General features: G+C 42.6%; 17 protein-coding genes. 3 read left to right on the forward strand and 14 right to left on the reverse strand.

Annotation, left to right across the window (positions count from 1 at the left end):
* Positions 1-402 precede the first annotated feature (402 nt).
* The 9 genes from A4S05_RS14485 to A4S05_RS14525 all read right to left on the reverse strand — a co-directional run bounded on the left by A4S05_RS14485 (position 403) and on the right by A4S05_RS14525 (position 15,769).
* On the reverse strand, positions 403-2,310 hold the full coding sequence (locus A4S05_RS14485) for an ABC transporter ATP-binding protein (RefSeq protein ID WP_069070536.1): 1,908 nt from the start codon (positions 2,308-2,310) through the stop codon (positions 403-405).
* Positions 2,311-2,976: 666 nt separating this feature from the next.
* On the reverse strand, positions 2,977-6,204 hold the full coding sequence (gene lanM, locus A4S05_RS14490; RefSeq protein WP_069070537.1) for a type 2 lanthipeptide synthetase LanM: 3,228 nt from the start codon (positions 6,202-6,204) through the stop codon (positions 2,977-2,979).
* Positions 6,188-7,615 (reverse strand): radical SAM family RiPP maturation amino acid epimerase, encoded by a 1,428-nt coding sequence (locus A4S05_RS14495; RefSeq protein ID WP_069070538.1) that lies wholly within the window; start codon positions 7,613-7,615, stop codon positions 6,188-6,190. Before A4S05_RS14495 ends, lanM begins: the two co-directional genes overlap by 17 nt.
* Positions 7,616-7,636: 21 nt before the next feature.
* Entirely contained in the window at positions 7,637-9,115 is a 1,479-nt protein-coding gene (locus tag A4S05_RS14500; protein WP_069070539.1) for a SagB family peptide dehydrogenase, read from the reverse strand.
* 21 nt (positions 9,116-9,136) lie between these two features.
* Positions 9,137-11,527, reverse strand: coding sequence for a TOMM precursor leader peptide-binding protein (locus tag A4S05_RS14505; RefSeq protein WP_256090978.1), 2,391 nt, complete (start codon positions 11,525-11,527; stop codon positions 9,137-9,139).
* A 233-nt stretch (positions 11,528-11,760) separates the two neighbouring features.
* A complete protein-coding gene (locus A4S05_RS14510; protein ID WP_069070540.1) occupies positions 11,761-12,144 on the reverse strand; it encodes a nitrile hydratase subunit alpha in 384 nt (127 codons plus the stop codon).
* A 72-nt stretch (positions 12,145-12,216) separates the two neighbouring features.
* Entirely contained in the window at positions 12,217-12,633 is a 417-nt protein-coding gene (locus tag A4S05_RS14515) for an ester cyclase (RefSeq protein WP_069070541.1), read from the reverse strand.
* Between the two features lie 710 nt (positions 12,634-13,343).
* Entirely contained in the window at positions 13,344-15,428 is a 2,085-nt protein-coding gene (locus tag A4S05_RS14520; protein WP_069070542.1) for a B12-binding domain-containing radical SAM protein, read from the reverse strand.
* A gap of 98 nt (positions 15,429-15,526) precedes the next feature.
* Positions 15,527-15,769, reverse strand: a complete 243-nt coding sequence (locus A4S05_RS14525; RefSeq protein WP_069070543.1) for a transposase — start codon at positions 15,767-15,769, stop codon at positions 15,527-15,529.
* Between the two features lie 517 nt (positions 15,770-16,286).
* On the opposite strand from A4S05_RS14525, the gene A4S05_RS14530 reads away from it, so the two are divergent.
* Entirely contained in the window at positions 16,287-16,574 is a 288-nt protein-coding gene (locus A4S05_RS14530; protein WP_069070544.1) for a helix-turn-helix domain-containing protein, read from the forward strand.
* Positions 16,575-16,945: 371 nt separating this feature from the next.
* Here A4S05_RS14530 and A4S05_RS43305 read toward each other — a convergent pair whose 3' ends face one another.
* Entirely contained in the window at positions 16,946-17,422 is a 477-nt protein-coding gene (locus A4S05_RS43305; RefSeq protein ID WP_256090979.1) for a hypothetical protein, read from the reverse strand.
* Positions 17,423-17,759: 337 nt separating this feature from the next.
* On the opposite strand from A4S05_RS43305, the gene A4S05_RS41615 reads away from it, so the two are divergent.
* Positions 17,760-18,197, forward strand: coding sequence for a hypothetical protein (locus A4S05_RS41615; protein WP_069070545.1), 438 nt, complete (start codon positions 17,760-17,762; stop codon positions 18,195-18,197).
* A 17-nt stretch (positions 18,198-18,214) separates the two neighbouring features.
* On the opposite strand, the gene A4S05_RS14545 is transcribed toward A4S05_RS41615, so the two are convergent.
* Positions 18,215-18,889 carry a pyridoxamine 5'-phosphate oxidase family protein gene (locus tag A4S05_RS14545; RefSeq protein WP_069070571.1) on the reverse strand — a complete coding sequence of 225 codons (675 nt, stop codon included), beginning with the start codon at positions 18,887-18,889 and terminating at the stop codon, positions 18,215-18,217.
* Between the two features lie 114 nt (positions 18,890-19,003).
* Between A4S05_RS14545 and A4S05_RS14550 the strand changes: the two genes are divergently transcribed.
* Positions 19,004-20,470, forward strand: coding sequence for a MocR-like pyridoxine biosynthesis transcription factor PdxR (locus A4S05_RS14550; protein WP_069070546.1), 1,467 nt, complete (start codon positions 19,004-19,006; stop codon positions 20,468-20,470).
* A gap of 143 nt (positions 20,471-20,613) precedes the next feature.
* Here A4S05_RS14550 and A4S05_RS14555 read toward each other — a convergent pair whose 3' ends face one another.
* From A4S05_RS14555 to A4S05_RS14565, 3 genes are all read right to left on the reverse strand, one after another.
* Positions 20,614-20,793, reverse strand: coding sequence for a ribbon-helix-helix domain-containing protein (locus tag A4S05_RS14555; RefSeq protein ID WP_084227111.1), 180 nt, complete (start codon positions 20,791-20,793; stop codon positions 20,614-20,616).
* Positions 20,794-20,870: 77 nt separating this feature from the next.
* Entirely contained in the window at positions 20,871-21,455 is a 585-nt protein-coding gene (locus tag A4S05_RS14560; RefSeq protein ID WP_069070547.1) for a PEP-CTERM sorting domain-containing protein, read from the reverse strand.
* Between the two features lie 169 nt (positions 21,456-21,624).
* The gene (locus A4S05_RS14565) at positions 21,625-25,836 is read right to left on the reverse strand and encodes a DEAD/DEAH box helicase (protein ID WP_069070548.1); all 4,212 of its coding nucleotides are present in this window, start codon (positions 25,834-25,836) and stop codon (positions 21,625-21,627) included.

Below are 25,836 nucleotides of genomic sequence, written 5' to 3' on the forward strand. Positions count from 1 at the left end.
CACCAAAAAACATTGCCGCTATCATTGCCGTGGTGATAATTTCTGCATCACTCATTTCACGACGAATATCCTCATCATGTCCAATCGCCTTCAATAGGTCATCTATGACAGAATAGATAGTAACTATTTCATTTAACATATTTCCCTCCTAATTTTCTGTCTGGAGGGATTTTATTGTTTTTATACCCCTATGTCATCTTTCTTGGTATGTAACTAGCAACTTGAGTTATATAGGGAAAAATAAATATTGAATAAAGGCGATTGTTTTGTTGAATTGCTTAATCACAGCACTTTGTATTTAAAGATAATCTACAGCTTTTTAATTTCCGAATAATCAGGTTAATATAGCCTAATTGAAGTCAATTTTTTGTACAAATGTCTATTTCGGGAATCACCTCAATATTAGAAATCTTTAGTTGGGTAGTTTGGTGTGTTTTGACGTATACCCTTGTATAATTGTGCTTCATAAAGCGTTTTATAAAAACCATTACGAAGCATCAATTCTGTGTGATTTCCAACTTCCACTAACTGGCCATGGTTTAATACAACAATGCGATCAGCTCGGCGGATGGTCTGTAATCTGTGGGCAATGATGATGGAAGTTCTGTTGGTGGTGACTTTGGCCAGCGCTGCTTGGATAGCAGCTTCAGTTTCTTGGTCAATACTGGCAGTGGCTTCATCCAGAATGAGGATTTCGGGGTTCAAGGCAATGACACGCGTAAACGCTAACAACTGGCGTTGACCTTGCGATAGATTTTGGCCGCGGTCTTCCAATACCGTATCAAAGCCTAGTGGCAAGCCCTCGATGAAATCTAGGGTCTGTATCAGTTTGGCAGCATGTCGGGCATCTTCTGGCGTGATGGTCGAGTTACCCAATGCAATGTTGTCATAGACGGTGCCAGGGAATAGATGAAAGTCTTGAAAGATTACACCTACACGCTTACGGATTTGTGCAGGGTCTATCTGCATAATGTCGATGCCGTCAATGAACAAGCTTTTTTCAGGCACATCGTAAAAACGGCAGATGAGCCGGGTTAGCGTGGTCTTGCCAGAGCCAGTAGGCCCGACAATAGCGATGTTCTCACCGGGTGCGATATTCAGATTGAAGTGCTGGATAACTGGTTCGCCAGTTTCATAACGGAAATTCAGGTCACGAAACTCGATACGTCCGTGTAAGCCTTCAGGCAAGGGTGTAGGCTGCGACGGCACGGATAAAGACTCTTTCCAGTCCAGCAGCCGGAATATGCGATCGCAAGCCGCCGCCGCTCGGAACACTGCATTTGCTTGATCGCCCAAAGCCACAATCGGACGAAACAGCATGTCGCTGAATTGCAAGAACAACACGACCGATCCCAGGGTGGTAGTGTGGTTCAGTACATGTTGCCCACCAAACCAGAGGATGCAAGCGATCGCCAAATAAGATATGTTATCGACGATCGGGTTGTATATGGTCTCTGCCATGATGGCCTTCGTCTCAGCCACCCGATTGGCATCGTTAATAGCAGAATACTGTTTAAAGCTTAGTGCCTCCCGCCCTGACATCTGCACGATTTCAATACCTGATAAGTTTTCGTGCAAATGCTCGTTGAGGCGCGATAAGGTGGCACGGATGACCTGATAAATCGGACTAGAATAATATCTGAACGTGACGATCACACCCGCCACAACAATCAATAAAGGTGATAGCTTTGCTACCAGTATCGCATCCAGAGACAGCATTACACTAACAGCGACAACTAGGGGAATCAATTCTCCAGCTAGCGCACCGACACCAGTCAGCAGTTCAGACAAGCTCTCGATATCGTTAGCGATCCGAGTCAATACCTGCCCAACCATAACCCGGTCATAAAAAGCAGCAGGGAGATGCTCGACATGGGCAAACAGATCCCGACGCAAGTCGCTCAGACCCAATAGTGCTGCACGGGACAACTGGATGCGGAAGGCGTACCCAAAACCAGACCACAGCATTACCCAGAGTAAGCCGACTACGCAGGCGGCGATTATTTGTTTGGTGTCCAGCGTGATTGCTAACCATTTGATTAATGCCGTTTGTCCATAGTCTGGGAGATCAGTCCGGTAGTTATGCATCAGGATACCGTCTACTACCACTCGACTAACCACAATTGGTACTAACACGGCGGCGGTGGCCGAGAGCATAGCAAACAGCAGCGCTAACGCAATGCGCCATCGGTACGGAACCATCCAGTGCCGTAAGCGCCAGACATTGCTGGCAAAGGAGTTACGCGTACCGATTGATGCTTCAAAGGGGTCGAGCCGGCCAAGAGTGTTAGAGGTCTTTAATGATGTCATATTGCGATCGCCCCAGGACTGGCATTAACAAATTAGATAAGTCTTCTGCATCGATTTGATGACTTCTTCACAGGTTGCTTCTGGTTGTGGCAAAGATGGTTTTTTCGTCAGGTCGTGTAGTCATTGCTTTCTTGATGCATTTACTACTGAAGCAAACCGTATATTTCTGGTTTTGTAGGTTCAAGCTTAAGCTGATATAATACGTCCTCTATTTTCTACTGCTTGTTTTAGTCACTGTAACTACTTAGAAAATACTGTTTGTCGGTCGAAATAACGTATTTTAAATGAAGCTTATATTCTCATGAACGAGAGTAAAAAGCAAGCATAAAACTGTTGAACCGGAGAGTTACCAAATATGAGACACTAAGCATGAATACAATTTCATATGAATGCTCATTTGTTAAAAAGTGCAAATAAATTTTAATTATCAACTCTGTAATTGTTGCTATTTATACCGAAATGACGAAAACTTATCGTTTTCAAGGCAATGCAAAATAGTCCAAATTTAAGTATCGATTGTGTAGACAAGGGTATAAAATCGAAATCTAGCGTTTAACGTGCTCTGTAAATCTCTGCATTTTGCGTGAGTACGAAGGATTAACACGCTTATAGCAACGCCGAGTAGTTACAAAACCCTCACTGAAAAATTTACAGAAAGAAACAATGTCAGCTAAAGTTCGGGTTTCCAACGATACGAATAGAGGTGAAAACAGATGGGCTATGCAATCTTAGAAAAGCGCGTGCAATGGCAGTAACACCCCATACAACAGAAAGATTATGCCGATCAGCAGCAAATGACCTGGGAAACCAAGATCCATAGGACTCTCGGATTGTTTTTATTTGTTCAGCTGAACTAAATGCGTGCTGGAGGTATTTATCTTTACCAGTAACTTGAAATGCTGTGATGGCAACTTCTAGGTCATCCAACAGTCCAACTGTATCGGTTGCTAATCTCTCAACAGCAAGATATTCGTCGATTTTCCTAAGTACTTGCTCTGCATTTATTCTCGTAGATTGAATAATATCTAAGTTAGCAAGTAGGTGTCCTGGAGAGTGCCTAACCCCTGGATAATTCTGTAATTGTGCATATAAAAGACTTTCTAACTCATGTTGGAACCGAGGCGCCATTCTATGCTCATGCTTTAACAATTTCGCAAGTCCCATAGTCAATACTGCTGTAGCGTCAGGGAAACTGTTCATCCATAAACTAGGGTGTGGATAAAGCGGTGGAGGAAGTTCTCCATTTTTAGTTCGTATATCTAATAAATGTGTGATGAGTTTAATACCAATTTCTAGGCCTTCTGTTGACGACACCATAGAAAGCATAAGACCTGACAATCCAGATACAAAATCGCAGCTGGGATGAGTAATGAGTGTCTCTAGAGGTAAGTTTTGAATGCAGGTATTAGCAATTTTGTCAAGTTCTGGTGCTGTTAATGCCTGAGCGCAATAACGTAGACAGAAAATTTGTGCGCCAACTCCCAAAAATGCACCACAATAGGGGTTTCTCTGAATGCGATCGCTCCATTCAGGCTCTTGCCAAGCTTCAGAAATATGGTTAACGGACTTGAGCGTTGCTGCTAAGGCTCCTCGCGCCGCATCTTTCCAAGATGCTTGACCTGTAATGGTGTAGAGATCGCAAAATAATATAGCTAAACCACAAGTTCCAGTAAGTAAATCGGACTGTAGCACCTCAAGAGAAAGAAGATCCATGTGGGGATGATAAACAAGCCCTAGCCAAGCTAGATCGTTGGCAGATGATGTTACCGAATCTGCCAAGATAGAAGAACCTAAAGCGATCGCTTCTGAAATCCAGCTATTTTCAATTACGGCAGATTTCATATTGCGTTCTGTAACCTGCAAGTCAACATGAGGCCGGCTTGTCGCAAAACAAGAACGGATCAAATCCATTTGTTGTTCTAGAGGAAATTTATTCAGGCAATGGAGCCTTTGCTGCAAGCAATTCCAGGACGTATCATCGAAATACCCGGCAACTTCGTTTCCCTCTAAGGTAAACACAGCATTGCTATTAGGACGAGAAGTGAAGAATGGGATGTCAAGCCTTAATAAAGCTGCAATTTCGCTTTCCACGATCTGGCAGTGCTGATTTCTGGATTCGGTTTCCAGTTCCTGTGTAAAAACGGGTCCGAGTAGTTGTTGGAAAAAAATCTCTCTTTGAATAGGATCAACCAGCAGCGTCGGAGTCAGACTGGAACGAATCAACTTATGGTAAGTCCAGGTATCACGATAAATAAACCTAACTGGGACATTACTTAAGTAGACCAAAGGACTATCAGCAGCCAGCAGTGCTGTCTGATTGGTCTGCAAACATTCCTGCATCAGCTTGTAACCTGCAAGAATTTCCTGAAGATATTCTGCCGCATCAACTGGATTATTATCCAAAACTGGAGCATGTTGAGTATGACTCCAGGTAAAGTAGTCCTGTTCATTAGGCCTGTTGCCGTTGTGTCTGCTTGCTGTTGGACGTTTATAAGGAGTGATGAACTCGCCAGGCATGGCCAAAGCACCAAAATCCTCAGCCTTAATCCCCATCTCAATAGGTGTTGGCATGGCGATGATGCAAGTTTCCACTACTGACTCGGCCAACATCTGCCGGGCAACTTGTTCTGCGGGTAACAAATTGGTTGGGGTTGGGCGTGGTTGGAGTATGGTTTCTAGATCGATAAATACAGGGTACTCCCCATGAGCAACTAAGTTATCCAACCAAAAGTCACGTCCTTCCAGCAATTGCAAAAGGCGGATTGTCATGCCCATGCGCGTATAAAATCTTTGAACCTCCTGGGAATTTTGACAAGGTTTGTATTCCACGAACTCTTCCCAGGTATAGTTACCCCTTGTCAAGATGCTACGCACATGTAGTTGAGGTTCTAAACCTGATTGATTCAGATCGGTAACCAGGTTAATAAACGCAGCAGCACACCGCAGGTCTTTTGGTTTATAGACGACCTTGTTACCCGATGCAAATGTCAAAATTGCCACTGTGCGTCCTTGGGCGTGAACATCACCTGCGTCTCCTTGAAAGCCAGTTAACTGTCCTAGCTGCATTCCCCTAAACAGTTGAGTGCAGAGTAACTCCCGATCTGCTGCTAGACGTTGACAAATTTCGGTCATCCATCCCCGCCAATTCATATAGGAAACGGCAACCAAGTATGCAAGGACGGGAAATCGTTCAAATCTGTCTAGCCAACTAGTCACGTCGCCATCTAAAATCGGTTGAGACTTAGCCCCCAGGTTATTCAACAAGCCTGTATTAGCCGCTAAAAGATGCAGTTCAAAGTCCACAACTGAGCCAACCAGATGCCAAAGTCGATTGGCAAATACAGCTAGCATGTCAGTTAAACCCGCAGCCGATACAGTTAATCCCGACGTTGCAATACACTGTTGCAGGGTAAGCTTTGCACCTTGTAGGAAAGGTTCTATGACTTGATGATATGGGATTTGTTGATTGTCTGAGATATTGTCTGATTGTTTTACCTGTTCCTCTGGGAGTGTAGCCAGACTAATTAACTCCACAAGAGCATTAGCCCATTCAGGTAGTTCTTGGGGATTTTTAATTAAGACTTCAACAAATTTAGCTGGAAAATAATTTTGGTTGATGACTGTTGACTGGGAAACAGATGTTTTGATTTGTGCGTTATGGGTCAGGTTTTGAGTTTGCAGATAGATGTCAAATTTTTCCGGTGCATCGTTCGTAATTGCTTTTTGCCATTGCTGTGTCAGTTTCTCAATTCGCGCTTGATTTACAGGCGATCGCGGCAAGAAAAACTCGCTCATGGTACGCTCATGGGATGGAACAGCGCGAGCAATGATTTGTTGTAGCCGTTCTTGCTGCTCTTTGGAAAGTCTAGCCCATATATCAATTGTTAATTTCATCTAATACTCCCGCACGCAGCAATTCATTTAGCATCGATTGAACAACTTCTGGGTTAACATTGCATTTTACAGAGACAATCTCTGAAATTTCTGCTACAGTCTTTCCACCCCTGTGGACTAGATCGCCAATTTCTCGCCATTGACTGTGGCGTTCTTGACCTTGAAATGTTGTAGATTGATGAAATCGTCCATTGAGCCGAAAGCCTGTTTCTAACTCTTCAAATTGCAGCCAGTTGTGAAAACAAAGGCGATCGCTAGGGCGCAAAAATGGCGACATATGTTCCTCAATCATACGATTCAGCAATGCAGCTAGCTCTGCACCATCGTTGAAAGTACCCTGAGCATGAATGTAGTAACCGAGAGGCCAGCGATCGCTAGCAGCGGCAGGACTAATTAACTGCACAGTGCGATCGCACATATTCAATAAAAACCCAGTCACACAACCGATGCTGGCCAAAGGATATTCCTCGGTGTTTGCATAGGCCGGATCGCCAGTATACCAAGGCGCCCAAAGCAGGTTTTTTCGCTGTTTCTGCAACAGTTCAGGCTCTTTGTTAGCTCGCTCGCGGAACTTACCTGCATTGCCAAAGGCAAAAGCTGATTCACGATTGAGTGATAGACACTCAACCTGTGCCAACTCTTCGGCGCTGAACTCGGCATGAACTTGATTCAGCATTTTAATACTGAGAATAGAAAAGCGATTCAGCCAGCATCCCCGTTCTTGTGATATTTTCAGCAAGGCACGCGTTCTTGCTGGGTCTTTTAATGCTTGGGCTGTAGTGGTCGGGGGAAACACCCCAGTAATCTTGTAAAAATCAAGACATAATTTCTCATAGTCTGGATTGTCCAGTGGATCGGTAGCCCAATAAAGAAAACCACTCTGGACGCCAGTTCCCAAATATTGATGCAGAACTAGCAGCACGTCGTTCCACAATACTTGGTTGGCAGTACTGTATTCAAAGATACCACTCAGACGATCTGGACTCAAGGCGCAAAACCAACATCCCACCGAGCAGCCTTTGGTCAATTCAATGCTCAATGAGGCGTGAAGATTAGACTTTGTATGGAAAGGCCCAAGTTCCAGTAATTGCCTAGCAATTTGTCTCTCTCGCCAGCTATAAATCCGCAAATCACTAGGTAGGGCCTGTTTTTTATAAAATTCATTGACCCAGTTGGTTTTGGTAACGACGATTTGCCACATGGCACGCATAGCTTTTGAAGGCTGAGAAACATCGGCTTCAAATAACGATTGCACATCTGCTGGGCTACAATTAATACCATAGCCAGCAAGTGTTCCTGCTTTATCTTCATTCAGTGCTTTGCGGAAGTCTGGATCGGCTACCCATCGTTCGTTGAAGCGTTTAAAGATAGCATGTTCCTGGAGTTTGCTGTGATAGGTAGTTAAGGACATAAATCTTTATCCAACTTCTAGTTATGATTGGTGAGGTTTTGGTAAACTTCCTAAGATAAATTCACCCACTGAGGTTTCTGCAAAATAGTCTGTCTTCGCCGCCGCAGCAAACATGTCAGAGTCACCGCTGCCTAAAGCACAAGGAGCGAGGTTCATGGCTGTTGCTACTAAGTACATGGTTTGGTAAACTACACCCACGTGTTTTAGTGTTGTGGCATAAGCGATCGCATCATACTTCCAAGAAATTCGTTGGAACCTAGCAGCCAGTGTAATCAATACCTGGGGATTGCTTTGCCGTGCCGCGATGATTGCATAGTTTAACAATGACTCTACGAACCGATCGCGCTCCCGCAGCCGAGTTAGTTGATGCTGCAATGGCTCATAATGATACAATCCGCTCGGTAATCCCTCGCACTGATCGATCGTCAGATAAAACTCCAAATCGTAACATTTACCCCCAGCCGGATAAGGGCGGCTACTGACTTGCATTACCTCTTTTCCATATCCATTAGCAGCCTGAACTGAAATTTCACTGAGAGTTCGTACTCGTGCAACCCGATAAAGAAATTCACCTAACTGCTGGAGCGTAATCGGTTTTGTGTCGTAAGTGTACACGGAACGCCGTGTTTCCATCACATAGCCCAGTGGTGGGTCATTAGCTTGCAGTTGTGCAAGTTCTGGTTGATAAAGGTCGATTTTTGGGCCTTCAGGAGATGGTTTGACTGCTGGCAATGGTTGAATTCGGTTAATGTGACGAAAGTTAGCTCCAAACAAATTGGCGTGCCGACCGTAACGACTGCGACTGTGAAAGACTAGATCGTGGAAGTCCCATTGTGCCAAAGTCAAATTACTATCTTCGCTATCTCCTCCATCTGCAAAGACAGTTGTCAACGCTTCTGCATTTAACAAAAGTTGCAAGCAACCTGCAACAACTTCATCATTAATACCTGCCAAATATCCTCTCAATTGGCGTATGGATTGCGGTTGTGCCAGCAGTGCAATTAAAGCTGTAGCTCGCCAATCATGTAAGATAATCTGTGTATGACCGACAGGAGACTCAAGTACTAGATGTTCGTCTTCGCGTCGGCAATAAGCGAAGCGAGAAAGTTGATAGGGTCGATCGAGGTCTAAATCTCGCCAATGAAAGCGGTAGCTGGGACTGATAGACACAATCGTGGCGATCGCTACTCCACTAGCAACCACTGTATGTTGCAGCCAGCCTCGTGTCAGAAGTTGGTCAAAGTGGTAATAGAATCGGGTCAGCGCTTCACCACCGTCAGCAGTTAAAACCGACTCGCTTAATTCATCTACAGTTGCTTTACCCTCTTTCAAGGTAGTAAATGCGGCTCGTAAGCCTGGTGTCAAGCACTTGAAAGTGAGTTGACCAAATGCAGAGCTAATACAAAGACTTGCATCTGGCTGATCCTGCAAAATCAATTCCTTTCGCAGCGCAACTTGTAATGAGTTGCTTAGAGACTTGCTGAGTGTATTAAGTGCCATTGCATAAAATTCTCTAAACTTTTAGATAAAGATAGCCACGGGGTTAAGTGCTGTTTCAGAAATTGGTTCGGTCAGCCATCCCATTTTTACTGGAACGTCGTACAGACGCCCTGGTGCGAAACGCGCCCAAAAATGTCTCAGACCTGGAACCACTACTTTGACCACAGATAAGCCAATGTCCGGCCGAGTCTGATCTAAAACGAGCATTTCCAACCCCAGGCGCTCAACAACTGACTGACAAAGCAAAATGTCGTCTCGTAAATCGTCGGTTTGAGCTGATTTGTAATCGCTGCGTCGCCGGGGCAAAATGCGATCGCACGGTGCAAGATATGGTTGGTTTGCTAGTGTAGCTGTGCGCCACCATTGGATTGCTTCTGGATCGTCATAGCTGTAGCCTGTACCATCAGGTTTGCTGGTAGAGACACCAGGTAACATTTGATTTAATTCTGTTAATGCACGCACAATACCTAGTCTGGGGTCAAAATGTGCCGCAGGTGCAAAGATGATATCTTCCAAGGGGCGATCGATACGGCGAGAAATTGCTATAAATGCTGGAATGTCAAGGTCGTTTGTTAAATCGAGAACCCAAAGCTCTCGGTGAATACTATGATAATACTGCCTTAAATTTTGAATGTATGGATCGTCAAAGCTATCGAGGTCAACTGCTGGTTTTCGTAATTGGTTATACCACCATGTAGCAACGCTATCTCGTTCTACTAGCTCCATAAAGCCTTGGAGAATTGCTTCTTCTTTGGTATTGCCAGCAGCAGAACCATTAGAATCTGGTAAGCAGAAGAAATGCTCCGGCAATGAAGGGTAGCTGTAATAACAGTAGCTAGTGGGTAAATAGCGGAATTCTTTGTGTGTCAATGACCACAGGGGAGTCCAGTCAATTTCGGCTTCCTGGTCAAAGGGTAGAGGAATCATATCTAAACGGCGATCGCGGGCGTTCCATTCGTCGCGATCGCGATACTGGGCTTCACTAAAGAGCATACAGTCTTGTGGGTTGATAGCCTGTGTCCCTAAAGCATCAGCACTGGTTTTGCGCCGAATTTCTTCACCGCGAAAAACGCCGGAATAGCGTTCAATTGCCTCGCAAAGGGCGCTGGCTTGGGCTTGTGCATCGGTAATTCCTTTGCCACAAGAGGAACCCCGAATGTGACGCCGTAGTTTTTGAAATGAGTCATAGCGTACTGCCATGTTATGCCCAGACATGTAGACGTGCAAAGGTGAATTGTCTTGGTCTGTAACGCGAATTAAACTTTTAGCGATTCCAGTCAGTGGACTAATGTGATGTTTGTTGTTTTTGAGTGTTTCTTCTGGGGATACAGCGCGATGTCCACCATCTGCAACAAAAGTTTTGCATACGCTATTCAGCACAACAGCACTTGGCGATCGAGATGCTTGATATTCTGCATCTCCACATTCTAGACACTGGGGACGGCGTACAACTGTATGTTCTTGTATTTGCAGCCTACCTGTATCAAATGTGATTAATTTATTCTTGAGTGTCGTATTCTCACCCAAGACTAACCATTTTGCTACCTCAATTGCAGCCATACTTAAACCCATGTTCATGGTTGCAGGTAAGGATGCTAAAGCAGGGTAGGGATGAATTCGTTTGTTAATCCGTCGTGCAAACTCTTCGACTTCGTAATTGTTACGCAATCTTTGAGCCAGACAGGCCCAACAACCGGTTTCTCCAGGTTGGAATAACGGCCCTATCCAAGAGTAAATACCGTTCGGTTTAGCAATTAACCAAGGTCTGCCAAGTTTTAGGGTATGTTGGTTAAACTCCTCTAAACCATCTTGAAGATAATCGTCAACAAGTGCAACTGAGAACTGGGCAGTTTCTATAGGTGCTATACGGATATAGAGTTTTTCTAAAAGAGTCAGAAATTCTTCATTGGGAACGTCACCAAAACAAGTCACACTCACAGTTTTAGCAGCCAAGACCTTGGCGAGGGTTTGCGTGTCTACCCCGAATGTATTCCAAAATGCTGCGATCGAGTCTGGTAGACCTGTGAATGACTCTTCAATATGACCGTTACGCTCTAAAATCAGCAGAGCATGGTATATTTCAGTCTGCGAAAATTCGTCTTGTAGTTTGTCAACAATCTGCTCGGTGTGACGTTGCCCATCAATCAGAGGCATGATTCGGGCATACACACGACCAGACAAGGCGAAATAACGACCTTCTGCAATCAAGAGAACCTTGTCATTGCCAACAATTTCAACGTGTAGGTGGCTCTTCAGTTTGGGTTGTTTAATCATTAATGCACGATCCTGGATTTTGCAACTATTACGATTGGGCGTTGCATATTTACCAAGCCCTTCTGGGGCGGAAACGGGGAATGAGGGGTTAGCGGTAGTTAGATCCCCAACTTCTTGAAGAAGTGGGGGATCTTGCAACCTCAGTTCCCTTTCATTGCTTTTGTGGGATGGGACACAAAGCCTATTCCTTGTATTTCTGGATGGGCAAGATGCTCATCCCACAAAAATTGTCCCTTGATTCAGCAACACTGAATTAAGGAGGAATTGTGTATGAATGATTTAGCAAATCGCAGATTTCGAGGTCTACAATCAGGTGACGATTCAAACCGTCATTTGATCGCATTCTAAATTCTCAATTCTGCTTCTAAGCATTAACTACAGCTGTTTGACGATGCTGTGGAAGCTGAGGAAAGACATGAAGGTGTTGTGCAAGCTGAACTTGCAGTTGTTTGGCAACTAGCAGCTGCATATATAGCCATCGACAAGTCTTCATGTGACAATTCATCAGTCTGGGGGATGACGAGATAGAGAGTATGTGAGTTGCGTTCAGCTGGTATTTCTTCAAAAGACTTGCGAATTTCGATTTTCATATCCGATGGTATCTCTAAACCGTATTCCTCAAGTACAGATGTCGGTTCCGATACCAAACGGCTTTTGAACTCTTCGTCCACCATAGCCATTGCTGAAACTTGACTGATTACTTTCTGTGCATCTTTCGTAGCTTCTTTTTCTACAAACAAGGTTGCGGTTTCCATACTGTCTCTCTTTTGATGTTTTGGTTGTGTTGGGTTGAATCTTGTAACAAGGGATGCAAAGAAACGATTTCGTTAAGCGACTGGTTGAGGAACTAGTCCAAAGGCAAGATGCATCCCCAGTGCATCTTGCTCATGCCATACTTCAACGATTTCGTTATTTGCTATACGAGTGATTACAATCCCGGAAACTTCTGTTGTTTTTCCTGGTTGTGCATTAGGAACAACATCGCTGGAAATTGTGTAGCTATACCGTCCAACTACTTTATCTCCACTCGCAAATACATCATGAACTTTCACATCAATGGGGCCTGCTTGTCTAGCAGCATTAACCGCATCTGCGCTCCCTGATATACTGACATCCATACCGCTGCGACTGAGATTGTGTTCCAGTTCATCACAGAGTAATTCTTCTAAAGTCTTGTAGTCACCTTTGGTTAAGGCTTCTATATAACGAGACATAATCTTCATGTTTGCTTCTGGATTTGACATGATTTTTACTCCTTTTGAAAAATTACACGATTTGAACAATTTGCTTATACCAATTCCTGTAATATTGCGCTTTTTTTCACTTCAAAGCAATTTAGGAATTGCCCAAATAGTGTCTATTTTTGGGCAAGCTCTATAGGCGCATAATCATACAGGACTGGTATCAATTGCAATCCTTATTTTCTAATTTCAACTTATGGAATTTTCCTTTAGTAAAGGAATATTATCTGCACTAAATTATAGAAATTTGTGTGCAAATAAAAGTAAATATTGCATCTAATGACAATAAATATTCAGTTCCCTTACTAAATTAAAACCCATGCTCATCATCTTACCTGCAATGGGTGACACGAGATGAAATAAAAAAATAAAAAAAAGTTAAACTTTTTCCAATTCGTTTACGAATAAAACAGCAAATTAAATTAGACCCTCCATAACAGTTAAAACTGAAAATAAAGCGTCATTTTATTGGAATTAGTGACAAAAATTAAATAAAAATAACTACCACCACATTAGATATTTTGGTGGAGTATTGCACCCTATTAATTAAGAATTACCCTTCGATTTACGCTCGCAAACTTGCGTTAGCGAGTTTGCCAGACCCTCGTTTTTACAACGTCTCTGACAAAAGAAGACTTGCGCTTTACTGCATTATCGACGCAAAGTACCACAACGGCAAGTTGCTTACGAATTACGAATTAGTAATTATTTGTTCAACCGTGGGCAACCAAAGCATTCTGTTGCTGAATTTCAAGTATTTGAAAGTTGTTTTTATAGCTGGAATTACGTCCAAAAACCATAGTATGAAACCATTTAATCCATCGTTCTTCTTCATTGCCATTTCCCCAATTAAAAGGTAATGTTAAACCTTCGTCTGTCCAAGATACATCGCTGACTTTAATCACCGTATTGGGAATACATTGCGGTTGTGCTAATGGAGTATATGAAACAAGACGACGTGCTGTCGTGAAGTAAGTTATCCAATCAAAGTTGGTGGTGAATATTTTTCCTTTGCTCTTATCATAACTTGGTAATACAATCAATTGTTTTTGGTATTCAACAACACTTTCTAGATTGCGAAAGTCCGGATATCTCTGCAATAAATATTCTTTTAGCGTGTCGAAAAAATATTCAAGTTGTAAACAGATTTGAATGAATATCCAATGACTAGGTTCTATTTGGTATTCAAATTGAGGAAATTGGGGGATATCCATAAAAGCGATCGCATCATCATTTGCCAAATAGGCCTGATAATTTTCCTGGACTGCTTGATACCAGTTTCTAGCAGGATTTATCTGTTGGATAAAATTATCAAATAAATCATTGTAAAACCGATCGTAAGGAATATTGTGGGTAAACCTGAGATAGATGGCGATTAACTGCGTCACACTACAATTGTGTAGGGACTTAATGTAAGCTGCATAGGTATTCATTTTCACCCAATCATCAGATGAAAATGTCTTCGTCTTGACGATGAGTCGGGATTTTGTTGTCAAGGGATCAAATGGCCCCCGCAGACGCATACCATGATTCAATAAAACGTAGCGATCGACTGTTTCAATTTCCCATTTTTGAATATAATCTGGTTCTGCTGCTGGTGCGTTCGGTAGTAAATTATAAGGAAAAACCCAATAATACGTGTGGATTCCCCATTCCATCAAATCTGAAAAACAAGCTTTCCAATACTCGTATTTGTCTCCAGGAATTCCTAAAATTAGTTGAACATAGACTGGTATACCATCCTCCATAAGTTGCCGTGCGACTTCGTACTGTTTTTGTGTAGAAATATTGGAACGGTTGGTAGCGGCTAAGACTTCTCGATTTGTGTGTTGGATAGATAGCACATGGGCTGACAAAAGACCAGTATTGAGAAACTTGTTAGCAATTGTCAACGCTCTGTCTGGATTATTTTTAGCCGTGTTGTAAGAAAAATATTTAGGAAAACCGTACTTTTTATTAGCAGCAATCAGGAGATCCGCAATTTCCATATCCCTTGGTAACATCCCAAAGTTGGCGTCAGCTGACATGACAAAGCCGATTTTCATTTGTCCAAACCATTCGATCTCGGCTTTGATCCTCTCCATCGGTAATTGCCGAATTTTTGACATCGTATTAGAACCCCAATCACAGTAGCTGCATTTGTATGGACAACCGCGATTGGTTTCCCAAATGACAATGACATCACTACTAATAGAACTAAGCATCTCTTGATAGTAGGCGCTTTGCTCAATATAAGGGCTATGGTAGAATTCCGTTGGTATCTCAGTCGGCCCGGTGTAAATATGTCCTTTTCCGTCGGTTCCTGGGAGATAAAGTCCAGAAATATCTCCAAATAAGTTTTTATTAGCGATCAGTTCACCAGTGTCGTCATATTCAAGGACTTTTTTGAGAATCTTGGTAAATGTGATTTCTCCATCCTTGACTGCAACCATATCGATATAAGGATATTTCTTAAAGAAATCTACATCTTTGTAATCTGGTTCTGGTCCTCCAGCGATTATTAAACATTGTGGGTGGAGAGCTTTGATTTGCTGTGCAATTAGGCATTGCAACTTCCAATTCCAGATGTAACAACTTAGTACTAACACATCTATTGAGGTATCCTGATAAGGACGCAGAAGGGTTGAAACCTCTGCTACTTGGTTGATTGGCGAAAGCCAACGTACATAGTCTTTTCCAGTACCGTAGTTCTCCCAATAAGTCTTAAAAATACCCCACATTATGGGCAGGTATGGCAACCCCATCTCAACTAATGGTGGCTGGCTCACCAGAACGGTTTTACTCTTGACAGACAGCATATTTCTCTACTCCCTTGTTAATTCTGTGTTTGAATGGTGTGTAATGGTGTTGTTACATGAATTAAAAAAGGTACACCTTCTCTCCGTAGAGTAGATTATTAGTCTTCAACTTTGTAGTTGTCTGGCTTGTCCGACTGAATCATGCGATTAAGTACCACAACTCCAGTTGAATCCACTACTACATGAATAACCTTATTCTTTGGAACTATCGGTAGTTCCAAAGATAGTTTGTTTAAACGACGGGACACCATAGAGCGATCCGGTACTTCTAGCTCAATACTCACGATCATAAATAGTGCTTCTAAAAATCCTTGTGTTTGTCGTCCTGGTAGATGAAACACCGATCAAATCGTTATTTGATAATATAGATTGCACATTTATGTTTTCTTCCTCTTCTTCTGCGTCTTTACCCCCATCAATTTTCCATGACTTGGAGCTAATTCATTAAATAACTCAAAAGTTAAGCAAAGAAAACCTTACTGTAAGTCTTGCGGATACAGCAGAAATCATTTAGGCGTTTTTAACTTAGTTCCTAATAATCCTGGAATCAATACTAATAGACATTTTTAGGCATTTCTTTTTCCTTTCTTTGTTGAATTTCTCTAGATAAGACTTGAAAATTGAGAATTAACCTGATGATATAGAGCTAATACCATAAAAATATACATCTTATAAGCTGTTAATACAATGATAGTTAAGCAATAATTAACAAATTCGGTGGGTTTAAGTCCCCCGGTTCTATAAGTGCTGTACGTTCGCTCATTTTTGAAAGGTGAAAGGAATTAATGCCTTACAGCTATTTTCAAGTAATTGAACCACAAGTCAGGTAAACTAGACATGAAGTAATTGTTTGATTCGATGCCAGTATCTTACTCAGAGGATTTGCGTCGTCGTGTGATTGCAGCGTGGGAAGCTCATGATGGCTCTCAACGCCATTTAGCTCAAAGATTCAAGGTCAGCTTGTCATTTGTACGAAATCTACTACGTCAGTATCGCCAAAATGGAGAAATTGAGGCGAAACAACGTGGGGGATACCAAAAGCCAACAATTCAAAACGAACATCTTAGCCTGATTAAGTCTTGGGTGGAAGAGAAAAATGATTTGTTGCTTTCAGAGTTATGCATTGGGCTTTGCCCTGTTAGATAAGGTCGATTCACCTTCCCCGACGACTGCAACAGACTTTTGACTGTCTCCTCTAGTGAATCTGAATACACTCGACTGATGCGATCGCAAATTACCTGCATCTGCTCACACTCGGCAGGCAAGTAGTTGTACGGCTTCAGATACTGCAATCCAACGGTATACTCACCATCCCACATTCTCACGCTGCAACTAAAGTCATTCACTGCGCTGACAATAGCCCAGCACCCACCTTTGCCTCTCAGATCAGGATTGTCCTTAGCAAGGATTTGGCAGACTTCGCCGATTTGGTAAGTATTGGGTACTTGGGTTCGCTCCATAATCCTTTGCACCACATCTTTGACGATTCTACCAGTTGGCACTTTAGAGCCAGCAACTTATACTGCTCTTAGCCATGCTTCCTGCTGTTCCTGGGGTTCAAGCTTTGTCATGGGTCGAACTTGTCCCTCTGCTGTGGGCAATTTGTGATCAAATTGATCACAAATTTCAACCAAGTTATCAAAAACAACAGCCGCATCCATTAAAAGATAAGACTGGCGACGACTATGAGCAAATCTCTCCCGGCAATATTCCTCAAATGTTTTATGCGTCGAACGGTATAGTCTGCGATCGCGTAATTCCGCCAGTGCCTTCCCCGCTTCAAAAACTGCTCTCTCCACTTTGCGTTCCAAGTGTTGGCGATCGCGCAGTTCTTCTTCTGTCAACTCTGGAACTTCAACAGCAGTAACCGTAATTGTTGCTGAACCTGGGTTTTCTTCAAGGGAGATATCCTCTTCTACAAGGTCATCAGTTGGTGTGCTGTCACTGGATACGGCAGAGGTGGCTTTTTTGCGCTTAGAGGTTGGTTTAGTCATTATTCCACCTCTAGCGGAACAGTGCTTGAACGAATATCGAGTTGTGCCATGATGGGGGTGTGATTAAATTGATATTAATTCCCCAAACCTTTTGCTGAGGTTGGGGTTTTTCATTGGCTGGTTTGCATATTTCATATTGGCATCTGCGGTAATCATCCTTGTTGCTTTTTCGGCTTTAGCATTGTCTCTACATCCCCGTATATAAAATGTCTATGACAAGCATCGGCACGTTATCAAAAATTACCTGAATGTTTCCATTTCTGAAAAACACACACCGATTGCGTTCCCGCTTCGGGTTGCCGAAGGCATCGCTCAGAAACTACTTGCAAAGATTGATTTGAAATTGGCTTATGTTGGTCGGTTGGGCAAGCGTGAAAATCGGGAGTGTGTTTATCAGTTTGTTGCCCCTGATGACCAGCGTGATTCGATTTTTGGGCAGTGGTTAAATCGGGATGAAGCATCCTACAGTGAGTTGGTGTCAGTCACTAATAATATAGTTTTATCGACACCAGTGATTGACACAACCTCTCAAATATTAGAAGAGGTAGTGTCCAGCCCCCAAGGACAAGCCTGGAAAGGGCTGAAACTGAAATTGCAGCAAGGCTTGGACAGTATTGGCTCTTCCTACAGCGAGTTAATCTCCAAGGTTGGCGAGGCTGTTGGCGTTGCTGATGGTGAGCCTTACTGGAACGCATACCTGGGGCAGTGGCAAGTTTGGGTTAACTTTGCTTGGGGGTGTAAGTCTGTGGTCTGTGATTGGCTCAAAGCGGCTTAGACCAATAAAGCTCCCGCTTAATATTGAATAAGTTTTTGTGGTCTAGCGTAGTTGCTCAGATTTGCAGGTACTTCAATATGTGGATGTAATTTGGGATCGTTTATGGGTACAGCCGCCGTCAATTTTAAGGGAATTTCTCCTGCCCATACAGGTATTTGATAATCCGCTTCATCATCAATGGGCCCACCAGTGCGAATCTTTGCTGATGCTTCTGTGAGCGGTAAAGATAGGACTATAGTTCTGGCTAATTCGTTATGGCAAGGCGATCGCACTTGCGACCACCGTCCAAGAATAACGTGTTCTGTAAATGCTTTCAAGGCAGCTAATTTTTGCTCTGCATCTTCGACCAGTGTTGCTTTTCCAAATACAACTACTGAATGATAATTCATTGAGTGGTGAAACGCCGAGCGTGCCAATACTAACCCATCAATTAAAGTCACTGTTACGCAAACATCAATACCTTGTTGCAGGGTTCGCAGCATTCGACTAGCAGGTGAACCGTGGATATATAAGGTATCCTCAACTCGTCCATAGGCTGTAGGGATCACAAAAGGCTGTCCATCTGCGACAAAACCTACATGGCAGACTAATCCTTCATCCAATATTTGATAAATGGTGTCGCTTTCATAGTTTGCTCGTTGGGGTACGCGTTTAACTGTTGTTCTTTGGCTAGAGGCTTTTTGTTGAGGCATGGCTGGAAATTTATACTCTATATCGTTAGAGTAATCAGGTAAGTGGAATGATACAAGTGCCACTTTTTGAATAAATTACCAGTCCACTTATCTCATTTGTAATTCCTAACCCGAATGGATTTTGTTATTAGTATTGACCTAAAAGCAGCTTTACCTTTGTATCGTCAAGTTTACGCCCAACTACGTCAGGCTATTCTTTCGAGAAGATTAACCCCAGGAAAAAAACTGCCTTCAACGCGAACCCTTGCTCAATTGCTTAGTGTTTCCCGCACCACTGTTACCCAAAGTTATGAGATGCTCCTAAGTGAAGGTTATCTAGAAACAATTGTCGGATCGGGAACATTTGTCTGTCGTCAACTCCCTGATGAATTACTAAATATCACACCGATTCAGCCAAAATCACAACTACCTCATTCTTCAATATCCTTATCAACTTATGGCGAAAGTTTGAGCGATCGAGCTTTTTTACACCTACCAGAAGCAGAAGTAGAAATTAGCTTTAGTTATGGGCGACCAGCTTTTGATCAATTCCCAATAGACTTGTGGCGTAAGCTCTTGTCTCGCCATTGCCGCTTTAGTCGATACGTGCTTGACTATACTTATGACTCTATGGGATATCAACCTCTAAAAGAGGCGATCGCTGACTATCTGTCACGCTCCAGAGCAGTTAAGTGTAAGCCAGAGCAAATCATTATTGTTGCTGGTTCACAGCAGGGACTTGACTTGATTACACGTGTATTAATTGACCGTGGTGATTGGATAGCAGTAGAAGAACCAGGTTATTTAAGCGCTAGACGAGCTTTTTTGGCACAGGGAGCTAGTCTATTCCCTATATCTGTAGATCAATCTGGCTTAATAGTCAGTAGCCTAACAACAAATATCATCCCTAACATTAAATTCGTTTATGTCACTCCATCTCATCAATTTCCTACAGGTGCTACGTTATCTCTTTCTCGCAGGTTAGAGTTATTAGCTTGGGCGCACAAATCAGGGACGATGATTATTGAAGATGACTATGACAGCGAGTATCGTTATGGTGAGCGTCCCATACCAGCATTGCAAGGATTAGACCAAGCTAACTCAGTGATCTATCTGGGTACATTCTCTAAAGTACTATTTCCGGCTTTGCGTCTTGGTTATTTAGTTTTACCACAGAATTTAGTGCATATATTTGCTCGTGCAAAATGGCTCGCAGATCGGCAATGTAGTTTGTTAGAACAGTACGCCCTGACTGATTTTATTACCGAAGGACATTTAGAACGCCATATTAGACGGATGCGTGCGCTCTACGACCAACGCAGGCAGACTTTGGTGCAGTCTTTGTTTTCTTATTTCGGTGACAAAATTGAAATATCTGGGGAAAATGCCGGAATGCACCTGATGGTCAAAATCAATACTGAACTCACTGATGACAAAATAGTCCACCTTGCTGCTCTTGCTGGCGTAAGTATTGGGGCAGCGTATCCTCAATATTTAAAACATAGCCCTGGTAGCGAATTTATCTTAGGATATGCTGAACTCAATGAGCAGAAAATTCAAGAGGGAGTACGCCGACTAGCTCAGGTAATACTAATTGACTAATATGTAATTTGCCGGATGTCGCAAATCTTGCGTTGCCCGGTCTTTGACAATTAATCGATAGCTCATGTATCGTTTGGGTTGCCCATGCTGTTCTGACCTAAAACGGTAGAACGCAGGTTTTGCCAATATTCTGGTGTTACTTCCTACCCTTCTCCATGAATACCTTCTTTCAAAAGTCCTTCTAACTTCACTTGTACCTTGCGTTTTTGGTCTTGCTGTACCAATGAGAGAAAATATTCGCCAATGCTGCTGTAAGCACCTGACATCACTTGTGCCTCTACATAAACGCGCACCTCATCAGGTATATTAATACTGATATTCATTGGCGCTCCTGCATAACTAACCTTATTATTTTAGCTGACAGTTTCCATCAATCCTAAATTCCCGGTCGCTATCTGGATTATGTCGGTCGGTTGGGTAAGCGTGAAAATCGGGAGGCAATTGCACCAACTCCAAACAATAGACCTAGCAGGGAAGTGGGTTCAGGTATTGATGTAGATGAAGAACTCAGGGTAATATTGGCAGCAGAATCTTGATAGATGTATGTTCCTGCCCGTCCGACTTCACCCGTCAAGCTAATTTCAGAGCTTGAAGTTTTTTCTAAGGTATATCTTGGAGCATCAAAAGCAATGCCAAAATCAACTACTAAATTCCAATTCGACCCAGAACCAAGCTCAAAATCAACATCTGGGGTTAAGTTCCCACCATTAGTAGATCCTGGATTCAAATTCAAGTTTAGATTGTTGACGGATAGCTCCCAATCGCTCAAAGTCCCGGACTCTGAGTAAACCACGAATCCAGAATATTCGCTCTCTTTTGGCAAAGAGTTCGTAAGGAATGGGCTAGTAGCATCGACTAAGATAAAATCACCTGAAAATTCTTGTCTAGTTAGAATCACTCCCAGTACGGGAGTAGCATGAAATATGCTTGCAACTACCAAACCAATCACAGCGACGCTAACCTTGGGGAGTCGAACTTGATTCATGTATTGGTCATGCTATTTAAATTTGTTGAAGGTATGCTATCACATCCTTGTCTCGTAGAGAGGAAAAAGGTGTCCTTTTCTCAAGCCCCTAAATTTATTTATGGGGTTCAAAATTATGAATTTTGAATTCCCCGTTCGCGTAGCGTCTCGCAGAGAAGGTGTTGACAGCTTAACCTTCACTAATCAACTGTAACAAGGCTTCCGTTGATATCTTGCCACTAATATCAGCACCTTCTAAAAGGCTATCCGCCAAATCTCGCTTGTGGTGGTGCAATTGCACAATCTTTTCTTCAATAGTATCTTTTGCTACTAGACGATAAATAGTAACAGGGCGTTGTTGCCCAATGCGATGGGCGCGGTCTGAGGCTTGATCTTCCACGGCGGGATTCCACCAAGGATCTGTATGAATCACATAATCAGCAGCAGTTAGATTCAGTCCTGTACCGCCTGCCTTGAGACTAATCAGAAATACATCTCCTGAACCAGCTTGGAACGCATCGACCCGTTTTTTGCGCTCTGCCACTGAAGTACTGCCATCTAGATATTGATAATTAATACCTTGCTGTTCCAGGTAATCGCGGATGATGTGCAAATGGTCAACAAACTGACTAAACACTAACGCCTTATGACGATTTTCCAGCAGTTCACCTAGCACCTCACCAAAAAGTTGTAACTTGGAACTAGGTAATTCAGTATCAGGCATAACGAGGCTGGGATTACAGCAAGCGCGACGCAATTTCATAATCTCAGCTAAAACCTGCAAATGTTTCTTTCCTGCTTCTGCATCACTTTCGGTCAGTTTAGATATTGCTTGACGGCGCAACGCTTCATAGAATGCCTTTTCCTCTCGACTTAACTCTACATGAAGGAGAATTTCGGTACGAGATGGCAACTCTTCTAATACCTGATTTTTTGTCCGTCGCAACAGAAATGGTTGAATCAGTTTTTTGAGTTTATTACGTGCAAGTTTATCCTGATATTTTTCAATGGGGGTAGCAAAGCGTTGATTGAAGCTTTCAAAAGAACCCAATAACCCAGGATTAATAAAGCGGAACAAATTCCATAACTCACCCAGGTGATTCTCAATGGGAGTCCCAGTAGTCAGCAACTTAAAATTAGATTTTAGGTTCATAGCTGCCTGAGAACGTTTAGTGGTCATATTTTTAATCGCCTGGGCTTCATCCAGAACAATTGTTTGCCACTGTACACCAGAAAGCATTTGTGCTACTTCTTCTTGCTGTAATAAACCATAACTGCATACCAACATATCTAAAGGTTGTAAACCATCCAATAATTTTTGGCGGTTAGCACCAGAAAATTGAATAATATTTAGAGTTGGGGCAAACTTTTGCGCTTCACTCACCCAATTCATGCACACAGAAGTTGGGGCAATTATTAGGGTTGGCCCTTCATGGGCGTTTCTGAGGATGACAGCTAATGCCTGCAAGGTCTTACCGAGTCCCATTTGGTCTGCTAAACAAGCGCCCACACCCCAATGTGCCAGACGCGCTAGCCAACAAAAACCCTCCATCTGGTAGTCACGTAGTTCTGCTTGAAGCGTAGATGGCAGTTCCGGCTGGAGGTTTTGCACCTCCTTGAGACGCTGGATATGTGTTTTCCAGTGTTTATCTGCTTTTACCTTACCGACCTCATCGACAAAATCTTCTAACCCTAATGTTGCCAATGGGTGAAAACGAATACCTTTACTATGTTTTTCTGAAAACATCCGCAATTCATCGAGGCGTTTCCGAAAAGCTTGAGTTAAAGCCAAAAATTGACCATCACCAAGGGGGATAAAACGGCTGGGGGTTTTCTCTAATAGTTCTAGTAGTTGCTGCATATCTAGCACTAGGTCGTTATTCAATTTCAACTCCCCTGTGGCTGCAAACCAGTCTTGCTGACGTTGAATTGATAAATTAAAGTCTTTCAAGTCGGCATTATGGCTAACACGCAGTTTTTCTCCTTGTGGCCATTCTATGACTACGTTATTTCCCAGTGTTTGCAGTTCTAGAAGCAGTTCTAAACAGTCTTCGGGATCGTCTATAATCCATTCACCATCTTGTTCTTCAGTTTGAGTCAAGGTGGTGCAGGCGGCTACAGCATCTTTGGCAAGTTGCTTTTCTTCAGACAGATTTCGTCTGGTTTGGAGACGTTTACCGTCAATCTCGGCAATTACAGTTTCACCACCTGTACCAGGACGGTAGTAGGGGCCACCTTGGGCAAAGGGGCGCGACAAAAGGCTGATTTTCAAGCCGGCATTGGCAGGTAAAAGATGAATATGGGGTAGAGTCTGGGCGGGTACTTCTTCTGCACCTTCTGAACCGCCACCAATGTCAGAATGTACGGTAACGATACCAGAGACAGCATTTATGGCTGCTAAAACTTGTTTCTCTGCGATCGCAGGTACATTTAATTTATTATCTATACCAATAATCTCTGCAATGCGTCTGTGTTCGGCAGTAATTTCAATGACTTTGATGCGGGTTGGAGTTTCTTTGATATGCAGAATATTTTGTGATTCTGGTAATTTGGGAGAAAATTCTAAGGTGAGACGGCCAAGTTTTTCTTTCTTAACTAGTAGTTCTGGTTCTCCTTTAACAATTTCTACACGGATAGTAGGTGTATCTTCCCAAAAAACCAAGGGGTGTCCAATTAAAGCAGAGATGGCTTTTTCACCAAAGGTATAATCAACTTTGCCGTAATAGCCTTCACTATATACCTCAATACAACTACATACCCGCATATCTTGGGGTGTGATGTAATCAAACTCAGATAATGCACTGCTTAGACGCTTGAGAGCTATGGGGCGACCTTTACTCCATTCTCCTTTAGCATTAACTTTTTGTTCTCGTGGTTGTAAGACACATCTGCTGGGATAGAAGGTTATGAACCATGCTAAACGCAGTTCCGATTCTGGTTTTCCTGGTGTTTGTGGTTCTTTTTGGAGATTTGCCAAGGCATTGAGGCACATTTCCCAAGCTTCTTGGGGTCGAATTAAGTCTACGATGGTTTGGATATTGCTATCTTCTCGCAGTGCCTCTGCAAGTTGTTTATAGTTACTACTTGGTTTGAGTCGGGATAGGAGTTCTGCGGTTTCCATTGCCAACCAGTGATAACCGGAGGCAAGCGATCGCCGATACAATGGTTCTAATAAATTAGGTAAGCGTTTTTTAGCACTCTCAGCATCCATCCAGTAAAGGCATAGTGAACAAAACAATGTTTGTAAGCTATTTTCTTCTTCCACTGAAGAAATATGACCACTGACTACAAATTGTTTTTGAGTAATATCACCTTGGTGGACTTGCAGTACCATTTTCAGTCTGCCATAAGTGAACCTCAGCCAATGATCTGATTGACGGGACATCAAACTGGTGTACTCTTCTGCTTCTTTGAGGCTTTGCGCTGAACCATCTTTTAAAAGTGCGAGGATGAAAAATAAGCCCCCAATTGTATTGAAATATATTTGGCGTTTGCCTGTAGCCTTTTTGATGGCTTTCAGGGCATCTTTATAATATTTGATGGCTTGTTCATTATCATCCCGCAGAAAACTTAACCAACCCCAAAAGATTGCAGCGTTATTTTGATATTCATTTGATATCCGCTCCAGACTTTCTTGTGCTTCTTGGGTACAACCTTGTAACAACAGTTGTTCTGTCAAAATCAGATGTAGATAATCTGAGCAATGTTTTCCAGGTGTAGAACATTCTTCTTCTAGCAGCATCAACGCATCTTCCGAAGCGGATAATTTTAAGGCTGAATTGAAGAGGATACTAGATATACCACTTTCATATAATCCTTGTGGTAGGGTGTTAAACCAATCTGCATCAAATGGATTATTGTATATCTGCTCAAAGATATTTTCTATTACTATTTTTTCTTCACTATCAGCGTACTTTTGGTAAGCTTCAATTTGCTGATTAATAAAACTAAGGTCTTGACGATAAATACCAATGCGGATTTCTCTGATACACTGGCGTAAGTTGTAAAAAATTCGGGAATCTCTGTTCCAGTGAGTACGTATTGGTAGCTTCTCCTCTACTGCTGTGACGAGGATTTCAAACTGTCCGGTTTGTACAGCATGGCGAGTAGCAATTTCTGTGAGTAACGGATGACATTCAGCACCTTGCCTGTTTTCCTGTATTAACAAGCCTGCTTTTAACAATTTATCAATTTGGAAACTGAGGGTTTTAGTAACCCAAGGTTTATTGTTTTCATCTAAAGCGTCAATTTTACTAAGACAACTTACGAATGAATTTTTGTCTATCGGTGCATAAATTACCGAAAACAACTGGATAATTTTTTGTATGGAAGGATGTAACTCGAAATATTTCCTTGCGATTAGTGCTTGTTGGATTGTGGAATTCGGCTCAAAAGTAGTCAT

Origin of the sequence: Nostoc sp. KVJ20, from assembly GCF_001712795.1 — a bacterium.
Lineage (GTDB): Bacteria > Cyanobacteriota > Cyanobacteriia > Cyanobacteriales > Nostocaceae > Nostoc.

Coding starts and splice junctions, on each gene's coding strand:
- A4S05_RS14510 (WP_069070540.1), bottom strand. CDS start 12,144: ATGGAAACCGCAACCTTGTTTGTAGAAAAAGAAGCTACGAAAGATGCA.
- A4S05_RS14495 (WP_069070538.1), bottom strand. CDS start 7,615: ATGTCCTTAACTACCTATCACAGCAAACTCCAGGAACATGCTATCTTT.
- A4S05_RS14565 (WP_069070548.1), bottom strand. CDS start 25,836: ATGACTACTTTTGAGCCGAATTCCACAATCCAACAAGCACTAATCGCA.
- A4S05_RS14550 (WP_069070546.1), top strand. CDS start 19,004: ATGGATTTTGTTATTAGTATTGACCTAAAAGCAGCTTTACCTTTGTAT.
- A4S05_RS14560 (WP_069070547.1), bottom strand. CDS start 21,455: ATGAATCAAGTTCGACTCCCCAAGGTTAGCGTCGCTGTGATTGGTTTG.
- A4S05_RS14555 (WP_084227111.1), bottom strand. CDS start 20,793: ATGAATATCAGTATTAATATACCTGATGAGGTGCGCGTTTATGTAGAG.
- A4S05_RS14545 (WP_069070571.1), bottom strand. CDS start 18,889: ATGCCTCAACAAAAAGCCTCTAGCCAAAGAACAACAGTTAAACGCGTA.
- A4S05_RS14530 (WP_069070544.1), top strand. CDS start 16,287: ATGCCAGTATCTTACTCAGAGGATTTGCGTCGTCGTGTGATTGCAGCG.
- A4S05_RS14485 (WP_069070536.1), bottom strand. CDS start 2,310: ATGACATCATTAAAGACCTCTAACACTCTTGGCCGGCTCGACCCCTTT.
- A4S05_RS14515 (WP_069070541.1), bottom strand. CDS start 12,633: ATGTCAAATCCAGAAGCAAACATGAAGATTATGTCTCGTTATATAGAA.
- lanM (WP_069070537.1), bottom strand. CDS start 6,204: ATGAAATTAACAATTGATATATGGGCTAGACTTTCCAAAGAGCAGCAA.
- A4S05_RS43305 (WP_256090979.1), bottom strand. CDS start 17,422: ATGACTAAACCAACCTCTAAGCGCAAAAAAGCCACCTCTGCCGTATCC.
- A4S05_RS14500 (WP_069070539.1), bottom strand. CDS start 9,115: ATGGCACTTAATACACTCAGCAAGTCTCTAAGCAACTCATTACAAGTT.
- A4S05_RS14520 (WP_069070542.1), bottom strand. CDS start 15,428: ATGCTGTCTGTCAAGAGTAAAACCGTTCTGGTGAGCCAGCCACCATTA.